At 64.2% G+C, this 17,718-nt stretch carries 19 protein-coding genes; 13 read left to right on the top strand and 6 right to left on the bottom strand.

Features of this window, described 5'->3' with window-relative positions; all coding sequences use genetic code 11:
* Nucleotides 1-10: 10 nt before the first annotated feature.
* The 3 genes from HW932_RS01550 to HW932_RS01540 all read right to left on the bottom strand — a co-directional run bounded on the left by HW932_RS01550 (nucleotide 11) and on the right by HW932_RS01540 (nucleotide 2,947).
* Nucleotides 11-1,411: an NAD(P)(+) transhydrogenase (Re/Si-specific) subunit beta gene (locus HW932_RS01550; protein ID WP_176974739.1), complete on the bottom strand. Its 1,401-nt coding sequence runs from the start codon at nucleotides 1,409-1,411 to the stop codon at nucleotides 11-13.
* Nucleotides 1,412-1,423: 12 nt separating this feature from the next.
* Nucleotides 1,424-1,723, bottom strand: a complete 300-nt coding sequence (locus HW932_RS01545) for a proton-translocating transhydrogenase family protein (RefSeq protein WP_012970057.1) — start codon at nucleotides 1,721-1,723, stop codon at nucleotides 1,424-1,426.
* A 126-nt stretch (nucleotides 1,724-1,849) separates the two neighbouring features.
* Nucleotides 1,850-2,947 (bottom strand): Re/Si-specific NAD(P)(+) transhydrogenase subunit alpha, encoded by a 1,098-nt coding sequence (locus HW932_RS01540; RefSeq protein WP_176974738.1) that lies wholly within the window; start codon nucleotides 2,945-2,947, stop codon nucleotides 1,850-1,852.
* Between the two features lie 244 nt (nucleotides 2,948-3,191).
* Here HW932_RS01540 and prmA point away from each other — a divergent pair, with 244 nt between their 5' ends.
* Both prmA and HW932_RS01530 read left to right on the top strand, forming a co-directional pair.
* Nucleotides 3,192-4,067 (top strand): 50S ribosomal protein L11 methyltransferase, encoded by an 876-nt coding sequence (prmA, locus tag HW932_RS01535; RefSeq protein WP_176974737.1) that lies wholly within the window; start codon nucleotides 3,192-3,194, stop codon nucleotides 4,065-4,067.
* Between the two features lie 47 nt (nucleotides 4,068-4,114).
* Complete coding sequence (locus tag HW932_RS01530) at nucleotides 4,115-5,197, top strand: DUF3592 domain-containing protein (protein ID WP_176974736.1); 1,083 nt, start codon at nucleotides 4,115-4,117, stop codon at nucleotides 5,195-5,197.
* 141 nt (nucleotides 5,198-5,338) lie between these two features.
* On the opposite strand, the gene HW932_RS01525 is transcribed toward HW932_RS01530, so the two are convergent.
* Complete coding sequence (locus HW932_RS01525) at nucleotides 5,339-5,635, bottom strand: hypothetical protein (protein WP_176974735.1); 297 nt, start codon at nucleotides 5,633-5,635, stop codon at nucleotides 5,339-5,341.
* 168 nt (nucleotides 5,636-5,803) lie between these two features.
* Between HW932_RS01525 and HW932_RS01520 the strand changes: the two genes are divergently transcribed.
* Nucleotides 5,804-6,025 (top strand): hypothetical protein, encoded by a 222-nt coding sequence (locus tag HW932_RS01520; RefSeq protein ID WP_176974734.1) that lies wholly within the window; start codon nucleotides 5,804-5,806, stop codon nucleotides 6,023-6,025.
* A gap of 154 nt (nucleotides 6,026-6,179) precedes the next feature.
* Here HW932_RS01520 and HW932_RS01515 read toward each other — a convergent pair whose 3' ends face one another.
* Nucleotides 6,180-6,455: a Txe/YoeB family addiction module toxin gene (locus HW932_RS01515; protein ID WP_176974733.1), complete on the bottom strand. Its 276-nt coding sequence runs from the start codon at nucleotides 6,453-6,455 to the stop codon at nucleotides 6,180-6,182.
* Nucleotides 6,436-6,708 carry a type II toxin-antitoxin system Phd/YefM family antitoxin gene (locus HW932_RS01510; RefSeq protein ID WP_176974732.1) on the bottom strand — a complete coding sequence of 91 codons (273 nt, stop codon included), beginning with the start codon at nucleotides 6,706-6,708 and terminating at the stop codon, nucleotides 6,436-6,438. Before HW932_RS01510 ends, HW932_RS01515 begins: the two co-directional genes overlap by 20 nt.
* A 157-nt stretch (nucleotides 6,709-6,865) precedes the next feature.
* Here HW932_RS01510 and dusB point away from each other — a divergent pair, with 157 nt between their 5' ends.
* From dusB to HW932_RS01460, 10 genes are all read left to right on the top strand, one after another.
* Entirely contained in the window at nucleotides 6,866-7,909 is a 1,044-nt protein-coding gene (gene dusB / locus HW932_RS01505) for a tRNA dihydrouridine synthase DusB (protein WP_343046940.1), read from the top strand.
* Nucleotides 7,906-8,208 (top strand): helix-turn-helix domain-containing protein, encoded by a 303-nt coding sequence (locus HW932_RS01500; RefSeq protein ID WP_176974731.1) that lies wholly within the window; start codon nucleotides 7,906-7,908, stop codon nucleotides 8,206-8,208. The genes dusB and HW932_RS01500 overlap by 4 nt, the downstream gene beginning before the upstream one ends.
* Before the next feature lie 122 nt (nucleotides 8,209-8,330).
* Nucleotides 8,331-9,890: a bifunctional phosphoribosylaminoimidazolecarboxamide formyltransferase/IMP cyclohydrolase gene (gene purH / locus HW932_RS01495; RefSeq protein ID WP_176974730.1), complete on the top strand. Its 1,560-nt coding sequence runs from the start codon at nucleotides 8,331-8,333 to the stop codon at nucleotides 9,888-9,890.
* A gap of 6 nt (nucleotides 9,891-9,896) precedes the next feature.
* Nucleotides 9,897-10,673, top strand: a complete 777-nt coding sequence (gene lpxA, locus HW932_RS01490) for an acyl-ACP--UDP-N-acetylglucosamine O-acyltransferase (protein WP_176974729.1) — start codon at nucleotides 9,897-9,899, stop codon at nucleotides 10,671-10,673.
* Between the two features lie 14 nt (nucleotides 10,674-10,687).
* Nucleotides 10,688-11,278, top strand: a complete 591-nt coding sequence (locus HW932_RS01485) for a Uma2 family endonuclease (protein WP_176974728.1) — start codon at nucleotides 10,688-10,690, stop codon at nucleotides 11,276-11,278.
* An 8-nt stretch (nucleotides 11,279-11,286) separates the two neighbouring features.
* Nucleotides 11,287-12,573: a phosphoribosylamine--glycine ligase gene (purD, locus tag HW932_RS01480; RefSeq protein ID WP_176974727.1), complete on the top strand. Its 1,287-nt coding sequence runs from the start codon at nucleotides 11,287-11,289 to the stop codon at nucleotides 12,571-12,573.
* 24 nt (nucleotides 12,574-12,597) lie between these two features.
* Nucleotides 12,598-14,214 carry a tetratricopeptide repeat-containing response regulator gene (locus tag HW932_RS01475; RefSeq protein WP_176974726.1) on the top strand — a complete coding sequence of 539 codons (1,617 nt, stop codon included), beginning with the start codon at nucleotides 12,598-12,600 and terminating at the stop codon, nucleotides 14,212-14,214.
* 13 nt (nucleotides 14,215-14,227) lie between these two features.
* The gene (locus tag HW932_RS01470; protein ID WP_246296597.1) at nucleotides 14,228-14,902 is read left to right on the top strand and encodes a sensor histidine kinase; all 675 of its coding nucleotides are present in this window, start codon (nucleotides 14,228-14,230) and stop codon (nucleotides 14,900-14,902) included.
* Nucleotides 14,890-16,752 carry a VWA domain-containing protein gene (locus tag HW932_RS01465; protein ID WP_176974724.1) on the top strand — a complete coding sequence of 621 codons (1,863 nt, stop codon included), beginning with the start codon at nucleotides 14,890-14,892 and terminating at the stop codon, nucleotides 16,750-16,752. Before HW932_RS01470 ends, HW932_RS01465 begins: the two co-directional genes overlap by 13 nt.
* Complete coding sequence (locus HW932_RS01460; RefSeq protein ID WP_176974723.1) at nucleotides 16,749-17,705, top strand: hypothetical protein; 957 nt, start codon at nucleotides 16,749-16,751, stop codon at nucleotides 17,703-17,705. Before HW932_RS01465 ends, HW932_RS01460 begins: the two co-directional genes overlap by 4 nt.
* The last annotated feature ends 13 nt before the right edge of the window (nucleotides 17,706-17,718 follow it).

The following is a 17,718-nucleotide window of genomic DNA, read 5'->3' as shown; positions in this document are numbered from 1 at the left end:
AGGGTCCGGCCTAATGCCCCCCGCCCTTGAGCGCCGTATTCATCCCCTCGATGGTGTCCTTGGCGTCGCCGAACACCAGATAGGTGTTGTCCTGATAGAACAGCAGATTGTCGACGCCCGAATACCCCGGACGCATCGAGCGCTTGAGGAAATAGACCTGACGCGCGCGCCCGGCCTCCAGGATCGGCATCCCGTAGATGGGACTCGACTTGTCCTCCTTGGCCGCCGGGTTGACGACATCGTTGGCTCCGACCACCAGCACCACATCGGTGCCGGGGAACTCGGGGTTGATCTCGTCCATCTCCAGCACCTGATCGTAGGGGATGTCGGCCTCGGCCAGCAGTACGTTCATGTGCCCCGGCATGCGACCGGCGACCGGATGGATGGCGAACTTGACCTCGACCCCGCGCGCCCCGAGCAGCTCGGCCAGCTCTTTCAACGCATGTTGCGCCTGTGAGACCGCCATGCCGTAACCGGGCACGATGATGACCTTGCCCGCGTCCTCCATCCAGTAGACCGCATCCTCGACCGCCGCCGACTTGATCCCCTGCTCCGCCGCCTGTGCACCGGCGCTCTCACCCGCGCTGCTGTCGGAGCCGAAGCCGCCGAAGACGACATTGATGATCGAGCGGTTCATCGCCTTGCACATGATGAAGGACAGGATCGCGCCCGAGCAGCCGACGATGGCGCCGACGATGATCAGCAGATTGTTGTGCAGCGTGAAGCCGGTCGCCGCCGCCGCCCAGCCCGAGTAGCTGTTGAGCATCGAGATGATGACCGGCATGTCCGCCCCGCCGATCGGGATGATCAGGGTCACACCGATGACGAGCGCCAGCACCGTCATCAAGGCCAGCGACAGCAGACTCCCGGTCATGGCGAAATGCACCGCCAGCGCAATGGTCAGCGCACCGATGACGGCATTGAGCAGATGCTGGCCGGTGAACTTGACCGGCGCACCCGACAGCAACCCCTGGAGCTTGCCGAAGGCGATGATCGAGCCGGTGAAGGTGATGGCGCCGATCACCACGCCCGCCGAGATCTCGCCCATCAGCACCGCGTTGAGCAGCCCCAGGTGCTGATGATGCAGAAAGGTGCCGATGCCGACCAGCACCGCCGCCAGACCCACGAAGCTGTGCAGCGCCGCGACCAGTTGCGGCATGGCCGTCATCTGGATGCGCAGGGCGACGATGGCCCCGATGATCGCGCCGCCCGCGATCCCGGCGATGATGAAGCCGTAGGACTGCACCTCGCGCGCCAGCAGCGTAGCGACGATGGCGATGACCATGCCGAGCATGGCGTACAGATTGCCGCGCCGCGCGCTCGACGGATGGGTCAGCCCCTTGAGGCCGAGAATGAACAGGATCGCTGCGACCAGATAGGCCAGCGCCTGATGGTTGACCGTGAATTCCATCGCTGTCCGCCCTTACTTCTTTTTCTTCTTGAACATCGACAGCATCCGGTGCGTGACCAGAAAGCCGCCGAAGACGTTGATCGAGGCCAGCAGCACGGCGACGAAGCCGATGAACTGGACCAGCAGACCGGCCTGCGGATCGCCCGCGACCAGCAGCGCGCCGACCAGCACGATGCCGGAGATGGCGTTGGTGAGCGCCACCAGGGGCGTGTGCAGCGAGGGCGTGACGCCCCAGATCACCCAGTAGCCGATGAAGCAGGCCAGGACGAAGACATAGAGGGCGATCAACGAGGGATCGAGTGCCTCGGGCATGTGTGTGACTCCTGTATGAGATAGATCGCGCCTTGAGTAGAGAACGCGACCGACCGGGATGCTGTTAGCCCCTCTCCCCTCGCGGGAGAGGGGTTGGGGAGAGGGGGTTCAGGATACGCAACGCGTTCAGGACGCCGCCTGGACCAGCATGGCGGCCGTGATGTCGTCGGCGCTCAGATCCTTGAGCTGGGGGCCGGACTCGCCGCGCTCGAACATGATCTCGATCAGATTGAGCAGGTTGCGCGCATAGAAGGCGCTCGCATCCGCCGGGACCAGAGCCGGGAAGTTGGTCAGACCGACCAGGGTGACGCCGTGGCGCTCGACGATCTCATCGGCGACGGTGAGCGGGCAGTTGCCGCCGCTGGCCGCCGCCAGATCGACGATGACCGAGCCGTGACGCATGCGCTGGACGACATCCTCCGTCACCAGCACGGGCGCGCGGCGGCAGGGGATGAGCGCCGTGGTGACGATGACATGCGCCTTGGCCAGCTCGTCGGCGAGCGCGGCCTGCTGGCGCGCCTTGGCCTCGTCGGAGAGTTCCTTGGCATAGCCGCCCTCCCCCGCGCCGCTCTCGCCGAGATCCAGATCGATCGGCTTGGCGCCGAGCGAGAGGATCTGCTCGCGCGTCTCGGGGCGCACGTCATAGGCGTAGACATCCGCGCCCAGGCGACGCGCGGTGGCGATGGCCTGGAGTCCGGCCACGCCCGCGCCCAGCACCACCACCCGCGCCGGCTTGGCCGAACCGGCCGAGGTCATCATCATCGGCAGGAAGCGCCCATAGCGCGCGGCGGCCTCGATCACGGCGCGATAGCCGGCGATGTTGCTCTGCGAGGACAGCACGTCCATCGACTGGGCGCGCGAGGTGCGCGGCATCCGCTCCAGCGCCAGGACGCGCATCCCCTTTGCCAGCAGGCTCGGGAGGATCGCATCTTCGCCGCAGGATTCGAGCAGACCGATGTAGAGTCCGCCCGCACGCATGGCCTCGACGTCGGCTTCGTCCGGACGGCGGACCTTGAGCAGCAGGTCGACGTCATAGGCGCCGGCACGGTCGCTCAGGCGGGCGCCGGCCGCCTCGTAGTCGGCGTCCGGATAGCCGGCACGCACCCCGGCGCCGGTCTCGATCACGACCTCGAAGCCCTGACCGACGAGCTTCTTCACGACATCCGGGGTCGACGCTACGCGCGTCTCACCAGGGCGTGTCTCCAACGGGATTCCAATCTTCATCAATCGATTCGCCCCTGTTGTGGTGTGCCACCCCCTGGGCGGCAAAATTCGCGCATTATCCCGAGCGCCTTGGTCGATCGCAACTTGTTAATATACCGAAGTCTTCGCGGTGTTTCGGCAACGGTTGCGATGCCTGCCGATGGCATGGCATCGGCCGGGCGATCGACGCGGCACTGAACACCGATAGCCGAACAGGCTACAATCCAGCCTCTTCACCGCTGCCCCTCAACCCCGGTCCGACTCCATGCCCTGGCTACAACTTGCCTTCGATGTTCCGCGCGATCAGGCGGACGACTTTGAACACTATCTGGAACTGGCCGGAGCCCTCTCGGTCACGCTCGGCGACGCGGGCGACGAGCCGCAGCTCGAACCCGGTCCGGGCGAGACGCCGCTGTGGTCGGTGGTGACGCTCACGACGCTGTTCGAGAGCGATCCCGAGAGCGCGGCCCTGGTCGAGCGACTGGCACTGGATCTGACCGCGCGTCTCGGTGAGCGCCCGCGCATCCATCGCATCGAGGATCAGGTCTGGGAACGTGTCTGGCTCGATACGTTCAAGCCGACCCGCTTCGGTCAACGTCTGTGGGTCTGTCCGCATGGCCAGCCGCCCGGCGACCCCGAGGGCGTGGTCGTGGCGCTCGATCCGGGGCTGGCCTTCGGCACTGGGCATCATGCGACCACGGCGCTGTGTCTGGAATGGCTCGACGGTGCGGATCTGGCCGGCAAGACGGTGCTCGACTTCGGCTGCGGCTCGGGGATCCTGGCGATCGCTGCGCTCAAGCTCGGCGCCGCGCGCGCCATCGCGGTCGATCACGATCCGCAGGCGCTCACGGCCACGCACGACAATGCGCAGGCCAATGGCGTGCTGGAGCGGCTGGAGATCTTCGCGCCCGAGTCGTTCACCGATCCGAGCGTCGATATCGTGCTGGCCAACATCCTCGCCGGCCCGCTGATCGCGCTGGCGCCGCGTCTGAGCGCGATGCTGGTTCCGGGCGGCGATCTGGTGCTCTCGGGCGTGCTCACCGAGCAGGTCGAGTCGGTCAGTGCCGCCTATGCCGAGCGCGTCAGGCTCGCGGCACCGCGTATCCGCGACGATTGGGCCTTGATCTCGGGACGGCGATGATCGCGAATCCGGCCCCAGGTTGAGGTGCACTCCGAGGATAGACGGCGATGGCTGAACAGGCGCCCAAGCCCGGCGACAAACAACGCTACATCCTCGGATTGATTCTGGCCGTGGCGGCCTTGATGCCGGCCGTTGTCTGGCTGGCTCTGCTGGCGGCCGAGCGCGACAGGCTCGGCGGCGGCTGGGGGAGTCCGGTGGAGATGGCGGCGACGCTCCTGGTCGTGTTGCTCGTCGTCGCGCTGGGTGTGGCGGCATTCAAGCTCAGCCGGGTGCTCGAATACATCGATCCGGAACAGATCGATTTTCCGGCTCTGTCCGAATCCTTCAGCGACAGCGGCGGGCGACTGGCGGCCTATCTGGAGCGGCCGCCGCCGCGCCCTTTCGAGGCGGCCTGTCTGGCCCCGATCTGGAACGGTCTGTTTCCGCCTGCGGCCCGCGTGGCGATCGCGCTCATGCTGCCGCTCATGCTGATCATGTTGGCGCTGTTGAGCTACATGGTCCTTGGCGCCGCCGAGGCCGATCGGATCATCGATCAGGGGCCGGTGAACACGACCCTGGCCACGGTCACGTCCGTCGAGGAGAAGCGCGATCGCAACAACGGTCGCTATTTCGAGACGCGCTATCGGTTCAAGGCGGTCGCCGGCACCACCGATCTGCAATCCATGAGCTTCGCGGACCACACCGAGCTTCGGCCCGGTGATCTCGCTACGGTCGAGTACATGGCTCGCGATCCGTCCCTGAATCGGCTGGTGGGGATGCGAACGACCCCCATCGATCCCAACGCGATCCTTCTCCCCGTTGGGGCGGTCACGCTCGTGTTCCTGCCCTCGTTTGGCGTCTATGTCTGGTGGCGGCGGCGGTTTGCCCGCGTGTTGCTCACTGAGGGCGTGTTGGTCGATGCGGCGATCGAGTCGCTGCGTCGCGGCGGGCGAGGCGCGGTGTTCTGCAAGGTCGAGTATCGTCTCCAGGGTCTCGTCGAACGCAAACGGCTCGCGGTACCTGCCGACCCGAGCCTCTATGCCACGCTGCACAATCGTCGACAGCGGCATCAGACGATCAAGGTCTTGGCGCATCCTGAGCGTTTTGGGTCGGTCTACTTGATCGAACCGATACTCGCCGCTGCGCGGTGAATCCGCAGATCCTGGTTGGTTGCTAAATGTTGCGTTTCATGTGATATGGTTAGCCGGAAACCATCCAATCACTGGTTAGGTTCAAAAAAGCCCACGCATGGTGGGCTTCTGCAAGGTTAGCTTATGTTTGCTGAGCAAAGGCTAAATGGGGCAAAAGTCCCCTTCTATCGTCATATCGTCAATTAGAGCGCGTGTTTGCTTGGCTGTGACAACAACTCTAGTTTTTGAATCCGTGTACAATTTGCCGTATGACTCAATATCTTGAGTGGTGTATTTTTGGCTGTTAGGGCTATTCTCAGTCATCTGCAAAGCGATAACATTTGGCGAAACATTTGCTTCAAGAAGCTTTCCAACTCGTTCAACGCTAGAGCCAGATCGAGATGCTGGGCTAGCAACCTTTTCTAGAGTATCAGTGGCAGAATCGATGATTTTCTTCATGGCCGTTCTTTCTGGTTAAGGGGTTGAAATTACAAGGCGTTTCCATCACTGCAGCAACCTTGGGGCTGTAATGCTTAGTTTCAAGTATCGCGAAATATGCTCCTACGCTTGTCGCGTGGTCCACTTTACCAGGCCGACAATTTTACCAGCTAACATGAGAGGAAATCTATGCCAATGATTACATGTAGCAATGAAGAGTGTGGCGCAGAGATTAAATTTGATCTCTCCCAACTCGAAATTGAAGATTCACAACCATCTGGAAATCATACGACTCAGTACTCCGCTTCCGGCGAAGTATTATGTAATAAATGCAATACCGAAACCGAAGTCAACTGTGTCTGGGATGAATTAAATGACACCGGTGAAATTCTAAGCTTGGATTTCACTTGAACGCCGATCAGGGTGCGTATTCCGCGTCACGCACCTGTTCCGTGAATATAATCACCTAACGAGCGCATTAAGCCGAGCCTGTACTGCGCCGTCGAGCTTGGCGTGTTGTTTCGGCCACATCATGGGCGCAGTACAGCCCGGCTTATGCGTAACGTTAGGGCTCAAAAGAGTCGTAATGGCCGCCGATGGCAAAGATATAGATATGAGTATCGTCAAACTTATACACAACCCGGTCCTTTTGGCTAAGTCGCCTCGACCAAAAGCCCGAAAGGTTATGTCGAAGTGCTTCCGGTTTCCCCAAACCGGAACTGGGATCATCGCGCAACATTTCTTTCAAAATGGCGCAAAGATTCTTGTGCATCCGTTTGTCACAGTGCCGTAGATCTTCGTACACCTCCCACGTTCTACCCTCAAATACTAACGATCTCATCTAACTGCTCTTTAGTCGGGATATATCCGGTCCCCGCTTTATGGGTAGCACTGGATTCGGCGATCTGGCGTATCAGGCTAGTATTTTGGAGCACGTACAAGGTTTCCTGGTCGCGTTCCCAGTCCTCCGCACTCATCACCACAAAGTCCGAACCCGTGCGGCGAGTTACGCGAAGTGGCGCGTGCTGACTAACTACATGTTCGACAAAGTTTTTTAGACTGTCTCTGAATTTGTTTACGGTTGTGGTATCCATTATCGGGCACCTCATGCTGTACGGTAACTCCGTACAGTTTAAGAGAAAAGCCCTAACAATGCCATACAGCCGCGGCCCGACGGCTGAAGAATGGGTTAAATCCGTGTAACCTTGAGGCTCACCGCCATCGGCCAGACGACTTCCGACGATTCGACACGTGATTCCATCCCAACGAGCAACGTCTTCGCCCACGTTGATCCGCCCCTTCCAGATCGGCCCCCATCGGCTCGCCAACAACCTGATCCTGGCCCCCATGGCCGGAATCACCGACCGCCCGTTCCGCACCCTGTGCCGGCGACTCGGCGCCGGACTGGCCGTGGCCGAAATGGTCGCCGCCAACACCGCGCTCTGGGGCAGCCGCAAGTCGCTGCGCCGGCTCGACTACCGCGACGAACCGGGACCGATCTCGGCGCAGATCGTCGGCTCCGATCCCGCCGAGATGGCCGAGGCCGCACGGCTCAACGTCGAGCTGGGCGCGCACATCGTCGACATCAACATGGGCTGTCCGGCCAAGAAGGTGTGCAAGGTCGCCGCCGGCTCGGCCCTGCTGCGCGACGAGACGCGCGTGGCGCGCATCCTGGAAGCCGTGGTCGCCGCCGTCGAGGCGCCGGTGACGCTCAAGATCCGCACCGGCTGGTCGCCCGAGGAACGCAACGCCGTGCGCATCGCCCGGATCGCGCGCGAGTCGGGCATCGCCGCCCTGACCGTGCACGGACGCACGCGCGCCTGCACCTACGGCGCCCCGGCCGAGTACGACACCATCCGCGCCATCCGCGCCTCAGTGGACATCCCGCTCATCGCCAACGGCGACATCGCCTCGGCGCAAGACGCCCGCCGCGTTCTGGACTACACGGGCGCGGATGCTATCATGATCGGTCGCGCGGCCCAGGGACGCCCCTGGATCTTCGGCGACATCGCCGCTGGGCTGGCCTCCGAGCCTGCGCATCCGTCTGAATCGCCGAACGCGCCACGCCACTGGATCAAAGACATCCTGAGAGAACATCTCGAATCGCTCTATGCCTTCCATGGCGATTACGCCGGGGTGCGGATCGCGCGCAAGCACATCGCCTGGTACTGCCGGCATCTGCCCGGCGCGGCGAGCTTCCGGGACACCATCAACACAACCGAGTCAGCGAGCGAGCAACTCCGGCTTGCACTCGCTTTCCTCGATCGAGATCACGACGACTACGCCCGACCATGACGAGTGAGGCCGCGCCCACCACATCCGAACCGCCAGCGACTGGACTCGCCCCCGACGATCACCGGCACGCCGCGCCACTGAGCCAGTGCGTGCGCGCCGCCGTCGAGGCCTATCTCACCAACATGGCCGGACACGAGATCGAGGATCTCTACGATCTGGTCATGCAGGAGGTCGAACGCCCGCTGTTCGAGCTGGTGCTGCACCACACACAGGGCAACCTCAGTCAGGCGGCACGCCTCCTCGGCCTGACGCGCAATACGCTGCGCAAACGGCTCAAGGCCCACGGCATCGACCGCTGAGGTCTGTCCTAAAATCCGTGGGATCGAAGACGCGGATGTTGCACAATCGCGCCCAAGCCGTCGACACCTCGATCCCGAACACTGTACGAATCCATACGCCCATCCAGACTTTGGACCATCCAATGCAACCCATTCAACGCGCCCTGATCAGTGTCTCCGACAAGACCGGTCTGCTCGACTTCGCCCGCGTGCTCGCCGCGCGCGGCGTCGAGATCCTCTCCACCGGCGGCACCGCCCGCCTGCTGGCCGACAACGGCCTGACCGTCGTCGAGGTCTCAGACCACACCGGCTTCCCCGAGATGATGGACGGGCGCGTCAAGACCCTGCATCCGCGCATCCACGGCGGCATCCTCGGCCGTCGCGGCCTCGACGACGCGGTCATGACCGAACACGGCATCCCGCCGATCGATCTGGTGGTGGTCAACCTCTATCCCTTCGAGCAGACGGTCGCCAATCCCGACTGTGATCTGGAGACCGCGATCGAGAACATCGACATCGGCGGCCCGACCCTGCTGCGCGCGGCGGCCAAGAACCACGCCAGCGTCACCGTGGTGGTGGACGCCGCCGACTACGAGCGCGTGGCCGAGGAGATCCAGGCCAGCGGCGGGGTCAGCGAGGCGACCCGCTTCGATCTGGCGGCCAAGGTGTTCGAGCACACCGCGCGCTATGACGGCGCCATCGCCAACTATCTGTCGGCGCGCGCCGAGTCCGAGGCCGGCGCCAGCTTCCCGCGCACCCTGACGCTGCAATTCAAGCGCCAGCAGTCGATGCGCTATGGCGAGAATCCGCATCAGAACGCGGCCTTCTATGTCGAGCATCAGGTCGCAGAGGCCGGCATCTCGACCGCGACCCAGATCCAGGGCAAGGAACTGTCCTACAACAACATCGCCGACACCGATGCCGCGCTCGAATGCGTCAAGCAGTTCGACGAGGCGCCGGCCTGCGTCATCGTCAAGCACGCCAACCCCTGCGGCGTGGCGTTCGGCGCGACCCTGCTGGAAGCCTATGATCGCGCCTATCAGACCGATCCCGAATCGGCCTTCGGCGGCATCATCGCCTTCAACCGCGAACTCGACGCCGAGACCGCGCACGCCATCGTCGAGCGTCAGTTCGTCGAGGTCATCATCGCCCCGCGCGTCTCCGACGCCGCCCGCGCCGCCGTCGCCGCCAAGCCGAACGTGCGTCTGCTCGAATGCGGCGACTGGTCCCGCGAACCGGGCGACCGGCTCGACTTCAAGCGCGTCAACGGCGGTCTCCTGGTCCAGGACGCCGATCTGCGTCTGACCGACCAGATCCGCACCGTCACCGAGCGCGCCCCGACCGAAGCCGAACTGGCCGACCTGCTCTTCACCTGGCGCGTGGCCAAGTTCGTCAAGTCCAACGCCATCGTCTATGGCCGCGAGCGCATGACCATCGGCGTCGGCGCCGGGCAGATGAGCCGGGTGAATTCCGCGCGCATCGCCGCCATCAAGGCCGAGCACGCCGGCTTGACCGTCGCCGGATCGGTGATGGCCTCGGATGCCTTCTTCCCCTTCCGCGACGGCATCGATCAAGCGGCCGCCGCCGGCATCAAGGCCGTCATCCAGCCCGGCGGCTCGATGCGCGACGCCGAAGTCATCGCGGCGGCCAACGAGCATGGCATGGCCATGGTGTTCACCGGCATGCGTCACTTCAGGCACTGAAAACCCATGCGCATCCATCCGACCGCCATCGTCGAGGACGGCGCCCAACTGCACGACAGCGTGACGGTCGGTCCCTATTCGATCATCGAATCCGGGGCCGTCATCGGCGAGGGCTGCCGCATCGAGAGCAACGTGCGCATCTTCGGCGTCACCCGGATGGGTGCGCACAACCGTGTCTGTCATGGCGCGACCCTGGGTTCCGAACCGCAGGATCTGAGCTTCACGCCCGAGAAGGCCCGGCCGCTGATCATCGGCGATCACAACCACTTCAAGGAGTGCGTCAACATCAGCGGCGGGATCAAGACCGAGGGCGGCACCCGGATCGGCAGCCACAATTATTGGATGGCCTTCAGCCACGCCGGACACGACTGCGTCGTCGGGGATCACAATGTCTTCGCCAACACCGCGACCCTGGCCGGGCATGTCGAGATCGACGACCACTGCTTTCTCTCCGGTCAGGTGGCGGTGCATCAGTTCTGCCGCATCGGCTCCTATGTCATGATCGCGGGCGTGACGGGCGTGCCCCAGGACGTACCGCCCTATATGCTCGCCGACGGCCATCGCGCGCGCCTGATCGGACTCAACGTGGTGGGGCTGAGACGCAACGGCTTCGGTCAGGAACAGCGCACGCGCATCAAACAGGTCTATCGTTTGATCCTGCGCTCCGGTCTGCGCCTGGACGATGCACTCCAGCGCGCCGAGGACGAGTATCCCGGACCCGAGACCACGCGAATCGTCGCCTTCATTCGTGCCAGCCGGCGCGGTATCGCTTCATTCGACTGAACCCGAGAGGCGATATGTCCGCTATGGCCTATGACCCTAGAACACCGCTCACGCACGAGGCGTATTTCCAACTGGAGCGGCGCGACGACTGGCGTTACGAATATCTGGCCGGTGAGGTCTTCGCCATGGCCGGCGGCAGCGAGAGCCATGCCCTGATCGCGGCCAACACGATCGGCGCGCTCATCGGCGCCTTGCGTGGGCAACCGTGCCGGGTCTATGGCTCCGACATGAAACTGCGCATCGACCATCTCGATAAATTCTGCTACCCGGACCTCATGGTGCTCTGCGAACAAGGACGCCGCACGCCACGCTATGTCGAGGCCCCGCGGCTCATCGTCGAGGTGCTGTCCGAGTCCACCGAATCCTATGATCGAGGACTCAAGTTCGAGCATTATCGAACCATTCCCGAGCTGAGCGACTATCTGTTGCTCGATCAGACGCGCCCTCATGCCGAACTCTTCACCCGGCAAGGAGCGACTTCGATCTGGACGCTGGTCGAGGCCACTGGAATCGAGGGTAGCGTCGAACTGAGCCAGTGGGGCATCGCACTCGCGCTGGCCGAGCTCTACCGGGATGTCGATCTGAACCCCAAACCAGAGACTTGAAAATACCGATGAAGATCTTGATCGTGGGCAGTGGCGGGCGCGAGCACGCCCTGGCCTGGAAAGCGGCCCAATCCCCCCAGGTCGAACAGGTGTTCGTGGCCCCCGGCAATGGCGGCACGGCCGGCGAACCCGGCGTGGAGAACGTGGCCATCGCCGCCGATGACATCGCCGGATTGGTCGAGTTCGCGCGCCGCGAGTCGATTGGGCTGACCATCGTCGGCCCCGAGGCGCCGCTGGTGCTGGGTCTGGTCGATGCCTTCGCCGAGGCGGGGCTGCCCTGCTTCGGGCCGCGTCAGGCGTCGGCCCAGCTGGAAGGCTCCAAGGCGTTCGCCAAGGACTTCCTGCACCGTCACGGCATCCCGACCGCCGCTTATGGCGTCTTCACCGAGCTGGAGCCGGCGCTCGCCTATCTGCGTCAGGTCGGCGCGCCCGTGGTGGTCAAGGCCGATGGTCTGGCCGCCGGCAAGGGCGTGATCCTCGCGCACGACCTGGCCACGGCCGAGGCCGCCGTGCACGACATGCTCGGCGGCGGACGCTTCGGCCGCGCGGGTGCGCGCGTCGTGATCGAAGAATTCCTCACCGGCGAGGAAGCCAGCTTCATCGCCATGGTCGATGGCCGGCACATCCTGCCGCTGGCGTCCTCGCAGGACCACAAAGCGCGCGACGACGGCGATCGCGGCCCGAACACCGGCGGCATGGGCGCTTACTCGCCCGCCCCCATCGTCACACCTGAGATCCACGACCGCATCATGCGCGAGGTGATGGAGCCGACGGTCGCGGGTCTGGCCGCCGAGGGACTGCCCTATCTGGGCTTCCTCTATGCCGGACTCATGATCGGCGCCGACGGCACGCCCAAGGTGTTGGAGTTCAACTGCCGCCTCGGCGACCCCGAGACCCAGCCGCTGCTGATGCGCCTCCAGTCCGATCTGGTCGAACTCTGTCTGGCCGCGCTCGACGAACGGCTCGACCAGATCACCGCCGACTGGGACGCGCGCCCGGCACTCGGCGTGGTCATGGCCGCCGGCGGCTATCCGGACGACTATGAAACGGGGCATGTCATCAGCGGCCTGGATGCGGTACCCTCCAGCGAAGCCAAGGTCTTCCAGGCCGGCACCCGGTGCGAGGGCGGCGCCATCCTGACCAACGGCGGGCGCGTCCTGTGCGTCACTGCACTCGGCGCCAACGTAGCCGAAGCGCAGCGGCTGGCCTATCAGGCGGTCGACCGTATCCAATGGACGGGCTCTTTCTGCCGCCGCGACATCGGACATCGCGCCATCAAGCGCGAACAATCCTGAGTGCAGTAGTCGGAGCACAGTGCGATGGCGGATGCCTTTACAGCCAAAACCTTTCTGGTGATCGATGATTTCGCCGACATGCGTGCGGCGATCAAGGGCATTCTGGTCTCGCTCGGGGTCACGCGCATCGATCAGGCCCGCAACGGCAGTGAAGCCATCGCGAAGATGCAGAACAGGCATTTCGACGTCATCCTCTGCGACTACAACCTCGGCCCCGGAAAGGACGGCCAGCAGGTGCTCGAAGAGGCCCGCCATCGTCAACTCATCGGCGTCGACTGCATCTTCATCATGATCACGGCCGAGAACACCCGTGAAATGGTGATGGGCGCGGTCGAATACGCCCCCGACAGCTATCTCTCCAAGCCGTTCACCAAGGATCTGCTTCAGACCCGTCTGGCCAAGCTCTTCGAGCGCAAGGCGCATCTGACGGCCGTCAATCAGGCGCTGATGGCCAAGGACGTCTCGGCGGCGATCCGCGCGCTCGATACCCTGATCACCAACAAACCGCGCAACCTCGGCGAACTGCTCAAGCTCAAGAGCGAGATCTGCATCGACGCCAACCGGCTCGACGAGGCCATGACGACCCTGGAACAGGTACTGGCCATCCGCGAGATGCCCTGGGCGCGGCTCGGGATCGGCAAGATCCAGTTCATGCGCAAGCAGTTCGATCAGGCGCTGGAAACCTTCCGGCAACTGATCGAGCAGGACTCCAACTTCATCGGCGCCTACGACTGGCTGGCCAAGACGCAGACGGCGCAGCGCCACTTCACCGAGGCCGAGGAGACACTGCGCACCGCCGTGCGACTCTCGCCGCGCGGCATCCGGCGCCAGCACGCACTCGGCGATCTCGCCCTGAGCAATGGTCATCCCGAGATCGCCGAGGCCGCCTACGAACATGCCGTCGGCCTGTCCAAGCATTCCGTGCTCAATCATCCATCGATCTTCGCCGGACTGGCCAAGAGCAAGTCGGCCAACGCCAAGCACGACGAGGCGCTCAAGGTCGCCAGCCAGATCCACAAAGTCTTTCCCGATCAGCAGGAGGCGGCCTTCTATGCCGCCAGTACCAGCGCACTCATCAAAACCCGCCAGGGCGACTCGGCCGGCGCCGCCGCCGCGCTCGCCGAGGCCGAAGAGGTGCTCGCCCGGCTCAATGAGACCGTGCACTCCTCCGAACACTCCCTGGAGATGGCCAAGACCTATGCCGGACTCGGACGCGAGGACAAGGCGGCCGCGATGCTGCGCCAGACCATCGCCAACAATCACGACGACGACGAAATCCTGACTCAGGTCGTGCATCTATGTCAGGAATCCGGACTACAATACGATGCCGAGACGGCGATCCGCGAAGTCCAGCGCGATCTGGTCAAGACCAACAACGAAGGCGTGCGACTGATCAAACAGGGTGAATTCGAGGCCGCCATCCGTCTCTTGAGTCAGGCGGCCGACGAGATGCCGGGCAACAAGACCATCAGTCTCAACGCGGCCAAGGCCATCATCATGTATATGGAACGCCAGGGCGTCACCAACGACGATCTACAGCGCGTGCGCCGCTATATCGACCGCGTCCAGACACTGGCGCCCGATGACTGGCGACTGGGCGATGTCATCGCTCGACTGCGTAAACTCACCACCAAGGGTTGAGCCGATGGACAGCATGGATTTCTCCGACATCCTCGCCTCGTCGATCCACGACATCAAGAACTCGCTCGGCCTGATCCTGACCAACCTCGAAGATCTGATCGCCAACCCCGACAACCACATCGCCAATCCCCGCCAGGCCAGTCTGCTGCAACACGAGGCGCGTCGCGCCAACAGCAATCTCATCCAGTTGCTGACGCTCTACAAGATCGGTCACGAGCAGCTCTCGATGCGCGTGACCGCCAATAATCTCGCTGATTTCCTGGAAGAAGTCGTCGCCGAGAATCACTCGGTGTGTCGGGCGCTCGAATTGGAATTGGGCTATCACTGCGAACCGGATCTGGAGGGGTATTTCGATCTGGAACTGGTGCGCAGCGTGCTCGACAGCACCATCGGCAATGCCCGACGCTACGCCCGCTCGCGCATCGAACTCAGTGCCGCTCAGGAAGACGGCTTCCTGGTCATCCGCGTCGAGGACGACGGCGGCGGCTTTCCGCCGGCCCTGATCGGCCTGCTGGAGTACCAGCCCGGCGAATTCGCCGAGGCGACCAATCCGGGTCGCACTCAGCTCGGACTCTATTTCGCCACACGCATCGCGCAACTGCACCGCAATGGCGACACCCAGGGCCGGATCCATCTGGTCAATGCCCATCAGCTGACCGGAGGCTGTTTCGAGTTGTGGCTTCCCTGAGACGCGCGCGGCTTCTCGCATCGATCGTCCTGCTGTGGCTGATCGCGGTCCAGGCGCCACTGGCCGCTCCGGCCGATGTCCGGCTGCTCATCGACGTCTCCGGCAGCATGCGTCAGAACGATCCGCGGAATCTGCGTGCCCCGGCGCTGCAACTGGTCAACGAACTCATACCGGCCGGCGCCGTCGCCGGCGTCTGGCTGTTCGCCGAACAGACCGAGGCCTTGATCGCGCCGGCGCCGGTCGACGACGCCTGGAAGAAGCGTCTCGGCGGACGTCTCGCGCGCATCCACTCGCGCGGACTCTTCACCGACATCGAGCGCGCCATCCGCACCGCGACCGAGGACTGGAGCAAGACGCCGCCCGAGGGCGAGCGCCATCTGATCCTCTTCACCGACGGACTGGTCGATGTCTCCAAGGACGCCTCCGAGAGCGCGGCCTCGCGTGAGCGCATCCTCTCCGAGCAGCTCGAAGCGCTCAAGTCGCAGGGCGTCAAGGTCCATGCCATCGGTCTCTCGGACCAGATCGACGAGCCGCTCATGCGCCTGCTCGCGACCCAGACCGGCGGCTGGCTGGAGGTCGCGCAGGACGCCGAGACGCTCCAGCGGCTCTTTCTGCGCGTGCTCGAACAGAGCGCCCCGCCGACGACGGTGCCGATCCAGGGCAATCGTTTCGAGATCGACGATCAGGTCAGCGAGTTCACGGTGCTGGCCTTCCGGCCCGAGGGCGGACAGAGCCAGCTGACGGACCCCGACGGCACGCGCATTCGGGCCGATCAGCTCGCGCCCGGCGTGAAGTGGCGCGCCGAGGTCGGCTATGACCTGGTCACGCTGTCCAATCCCAAGCCCGGTCAATGGCGCATTCGCGGGGTCGAGGATCCGGACAACCGGGTCGTCATCGTCACCGATATGGGCATCGAGGTCGCGCCGGTGCCCAACACGGTCGGACTCGGGGAATTGCCCAAGCTCGAGAGCTGGCTCACCGATCACGGCCAGCCGGTCGAGCGGGCCGAACTGTTGCAGGTGTCCGCATCCAAGGTCGTGGTCACGCCCGAATCCGTAGAACCGGCTCCGGTTCCGGCTCCGGGACAGGTTTCAGGCGCCGCGCCGCCGGCCGTCGAGGAAGGCATGACCCCGCCCGCCGTCGAGGAAGGCATGGCGCCTCCCAGCGTTCCACGCGGCGAACAGGTCATGGCCGTCGATCCGGCGACGAAGCGGTTCACGACCAGTCTGCAAACCCGTACCCTCACGCCGGGCGTCTATCGCCTGGACTTCGTCATCGACGGCGGCACCTTCCAGCGCCAGCTCACCCGGCGCCTCAAGATCAAGGGCGCGCCGCTGACGGTCGACTATGAAGGGCAGCGTCCGAGCGAGACCGAACCCTTCGCCGCGCTCATGATCCGGCTCACCGCCGAACCGGATCTGGTCGAGCAGACGAGCCTGTCCGGCTATCTGCTCGCCCGTGGCCCGGAGAACTGGACCGAGGTCGTCGAGATCCCCAAGGGCAAACGCTTCCCGCTGACCGTCAAAATCCCCATCCAGCGCCCTGGCGAGTACCGGATCAGCAGTCATTTCATGGGGCGGACCCTGACCGGGGATCTCGCCGAGATCCAGCCCGAACCCGGTGTCCTGACGCTCGATTTCGAGGCGCCGCCGGATGAGACGGCCGCCGAGACGGCGGCGGAACCCGTCTCCTGGCTCTGGCTGGCGGTCTATGTGCTCGGGGGCAATGTGCTGCTCGGGGGATTGCTGGCGCTGACCTGGTGGCTCATGACACGCTCCAGGTCCAGCCGGAACACCGCCGGGAAAACGGCCTCGGGCAAGACGGGATCGGCCAAGAGGACGCGCGCATGAGCACACTCCAACTGGCCGCCCTGATCCTGGCCGGCGAGTTCGCCCTAGTCGCCTGGGTCATCCTCTTTCTGATGCTCAGACGCCGGCGTCATCAGGAACAGGACGATGAGGTCCATGCCGGGGCCGTCATGGAGCATCTGGAAGCCCACGAGACCACGCACCGCGACGCCCTGGCGAGTCTGTTCGAGACGACCTACAACCTGGAAGGCGAGGCCCTGGCCGCCAAGGTCGATGAGTACATGGAACGTGAGCGGGCCTTCTACAACATGATGCTGAATCTCTATCTCAACCGCGACGGGGCCAAGCTCAAGGAGATCCCGGCGGAACTGGCCAAGGTGATCAAGCCCTGGGCCGAGATGACGCCGGTCGGGATGATCAACGCCAGCGACGTCACCAGCCTGGAGAACGAGAGGGCGCAACTCTCGACCGAACTGGAGAACACCAAGGAGACGCTCGAACAGCTCATGGAGGAGTACATGGCCGCCTTCAAGAAGGCCGAGCAGCAGCAGGCCGAAGCGCCGCCGCCCCCGCCCGCATTGGAGCCGGCGCCGGGGCTACCTGCCAGGGAACCGGAAGCCGTAGCGCAAGCGCCCGAACCGGACGAAGAGGCCGACCTCGAAGAGCTCGACATGGACGCCGGCGATTTCGACATCCAGCCGGCCGAGAGTCCGCCCGAGGACGAGCCCGCCGAACCGACGCCGGAACCGCCGGCCGAGTCCGAATCGTCGTTCGATGAGGCACTCGACCCGAGTGACATCGACGCCATGCTGGAGGCGCTGGCGAAAGAGGCCGTCGGCGAACAGGAGCCGGCGCCCGCCAAGCCCGACGAGGAGTCCGAGCGCCCATTGAGTCCGGAGGAGATCGAGGAAGCGCGCGCCCGTGACGAGCTGGAGGGACTCGCCGACCTCTTCGATCTGCCGTCCGAGGCTGAGGAACCGACAAAGAAACCCTGAGGCTCACCGCCGC

Origin of the sequence: Allochromatium humboldtianum, from assembly GCF_013385175.1 — a bacterium.
Classification (GTDB): domain Bacteria; phylum Pseudomonadota; class Gammaproteobacteria; order Chromatiales; family Chromatiaceae; genus Thermochromatium; species Thermochromatium humboldtianum.
This window is presented reverse-complemented; position numbering and strand designations above follow the sequence as displayed.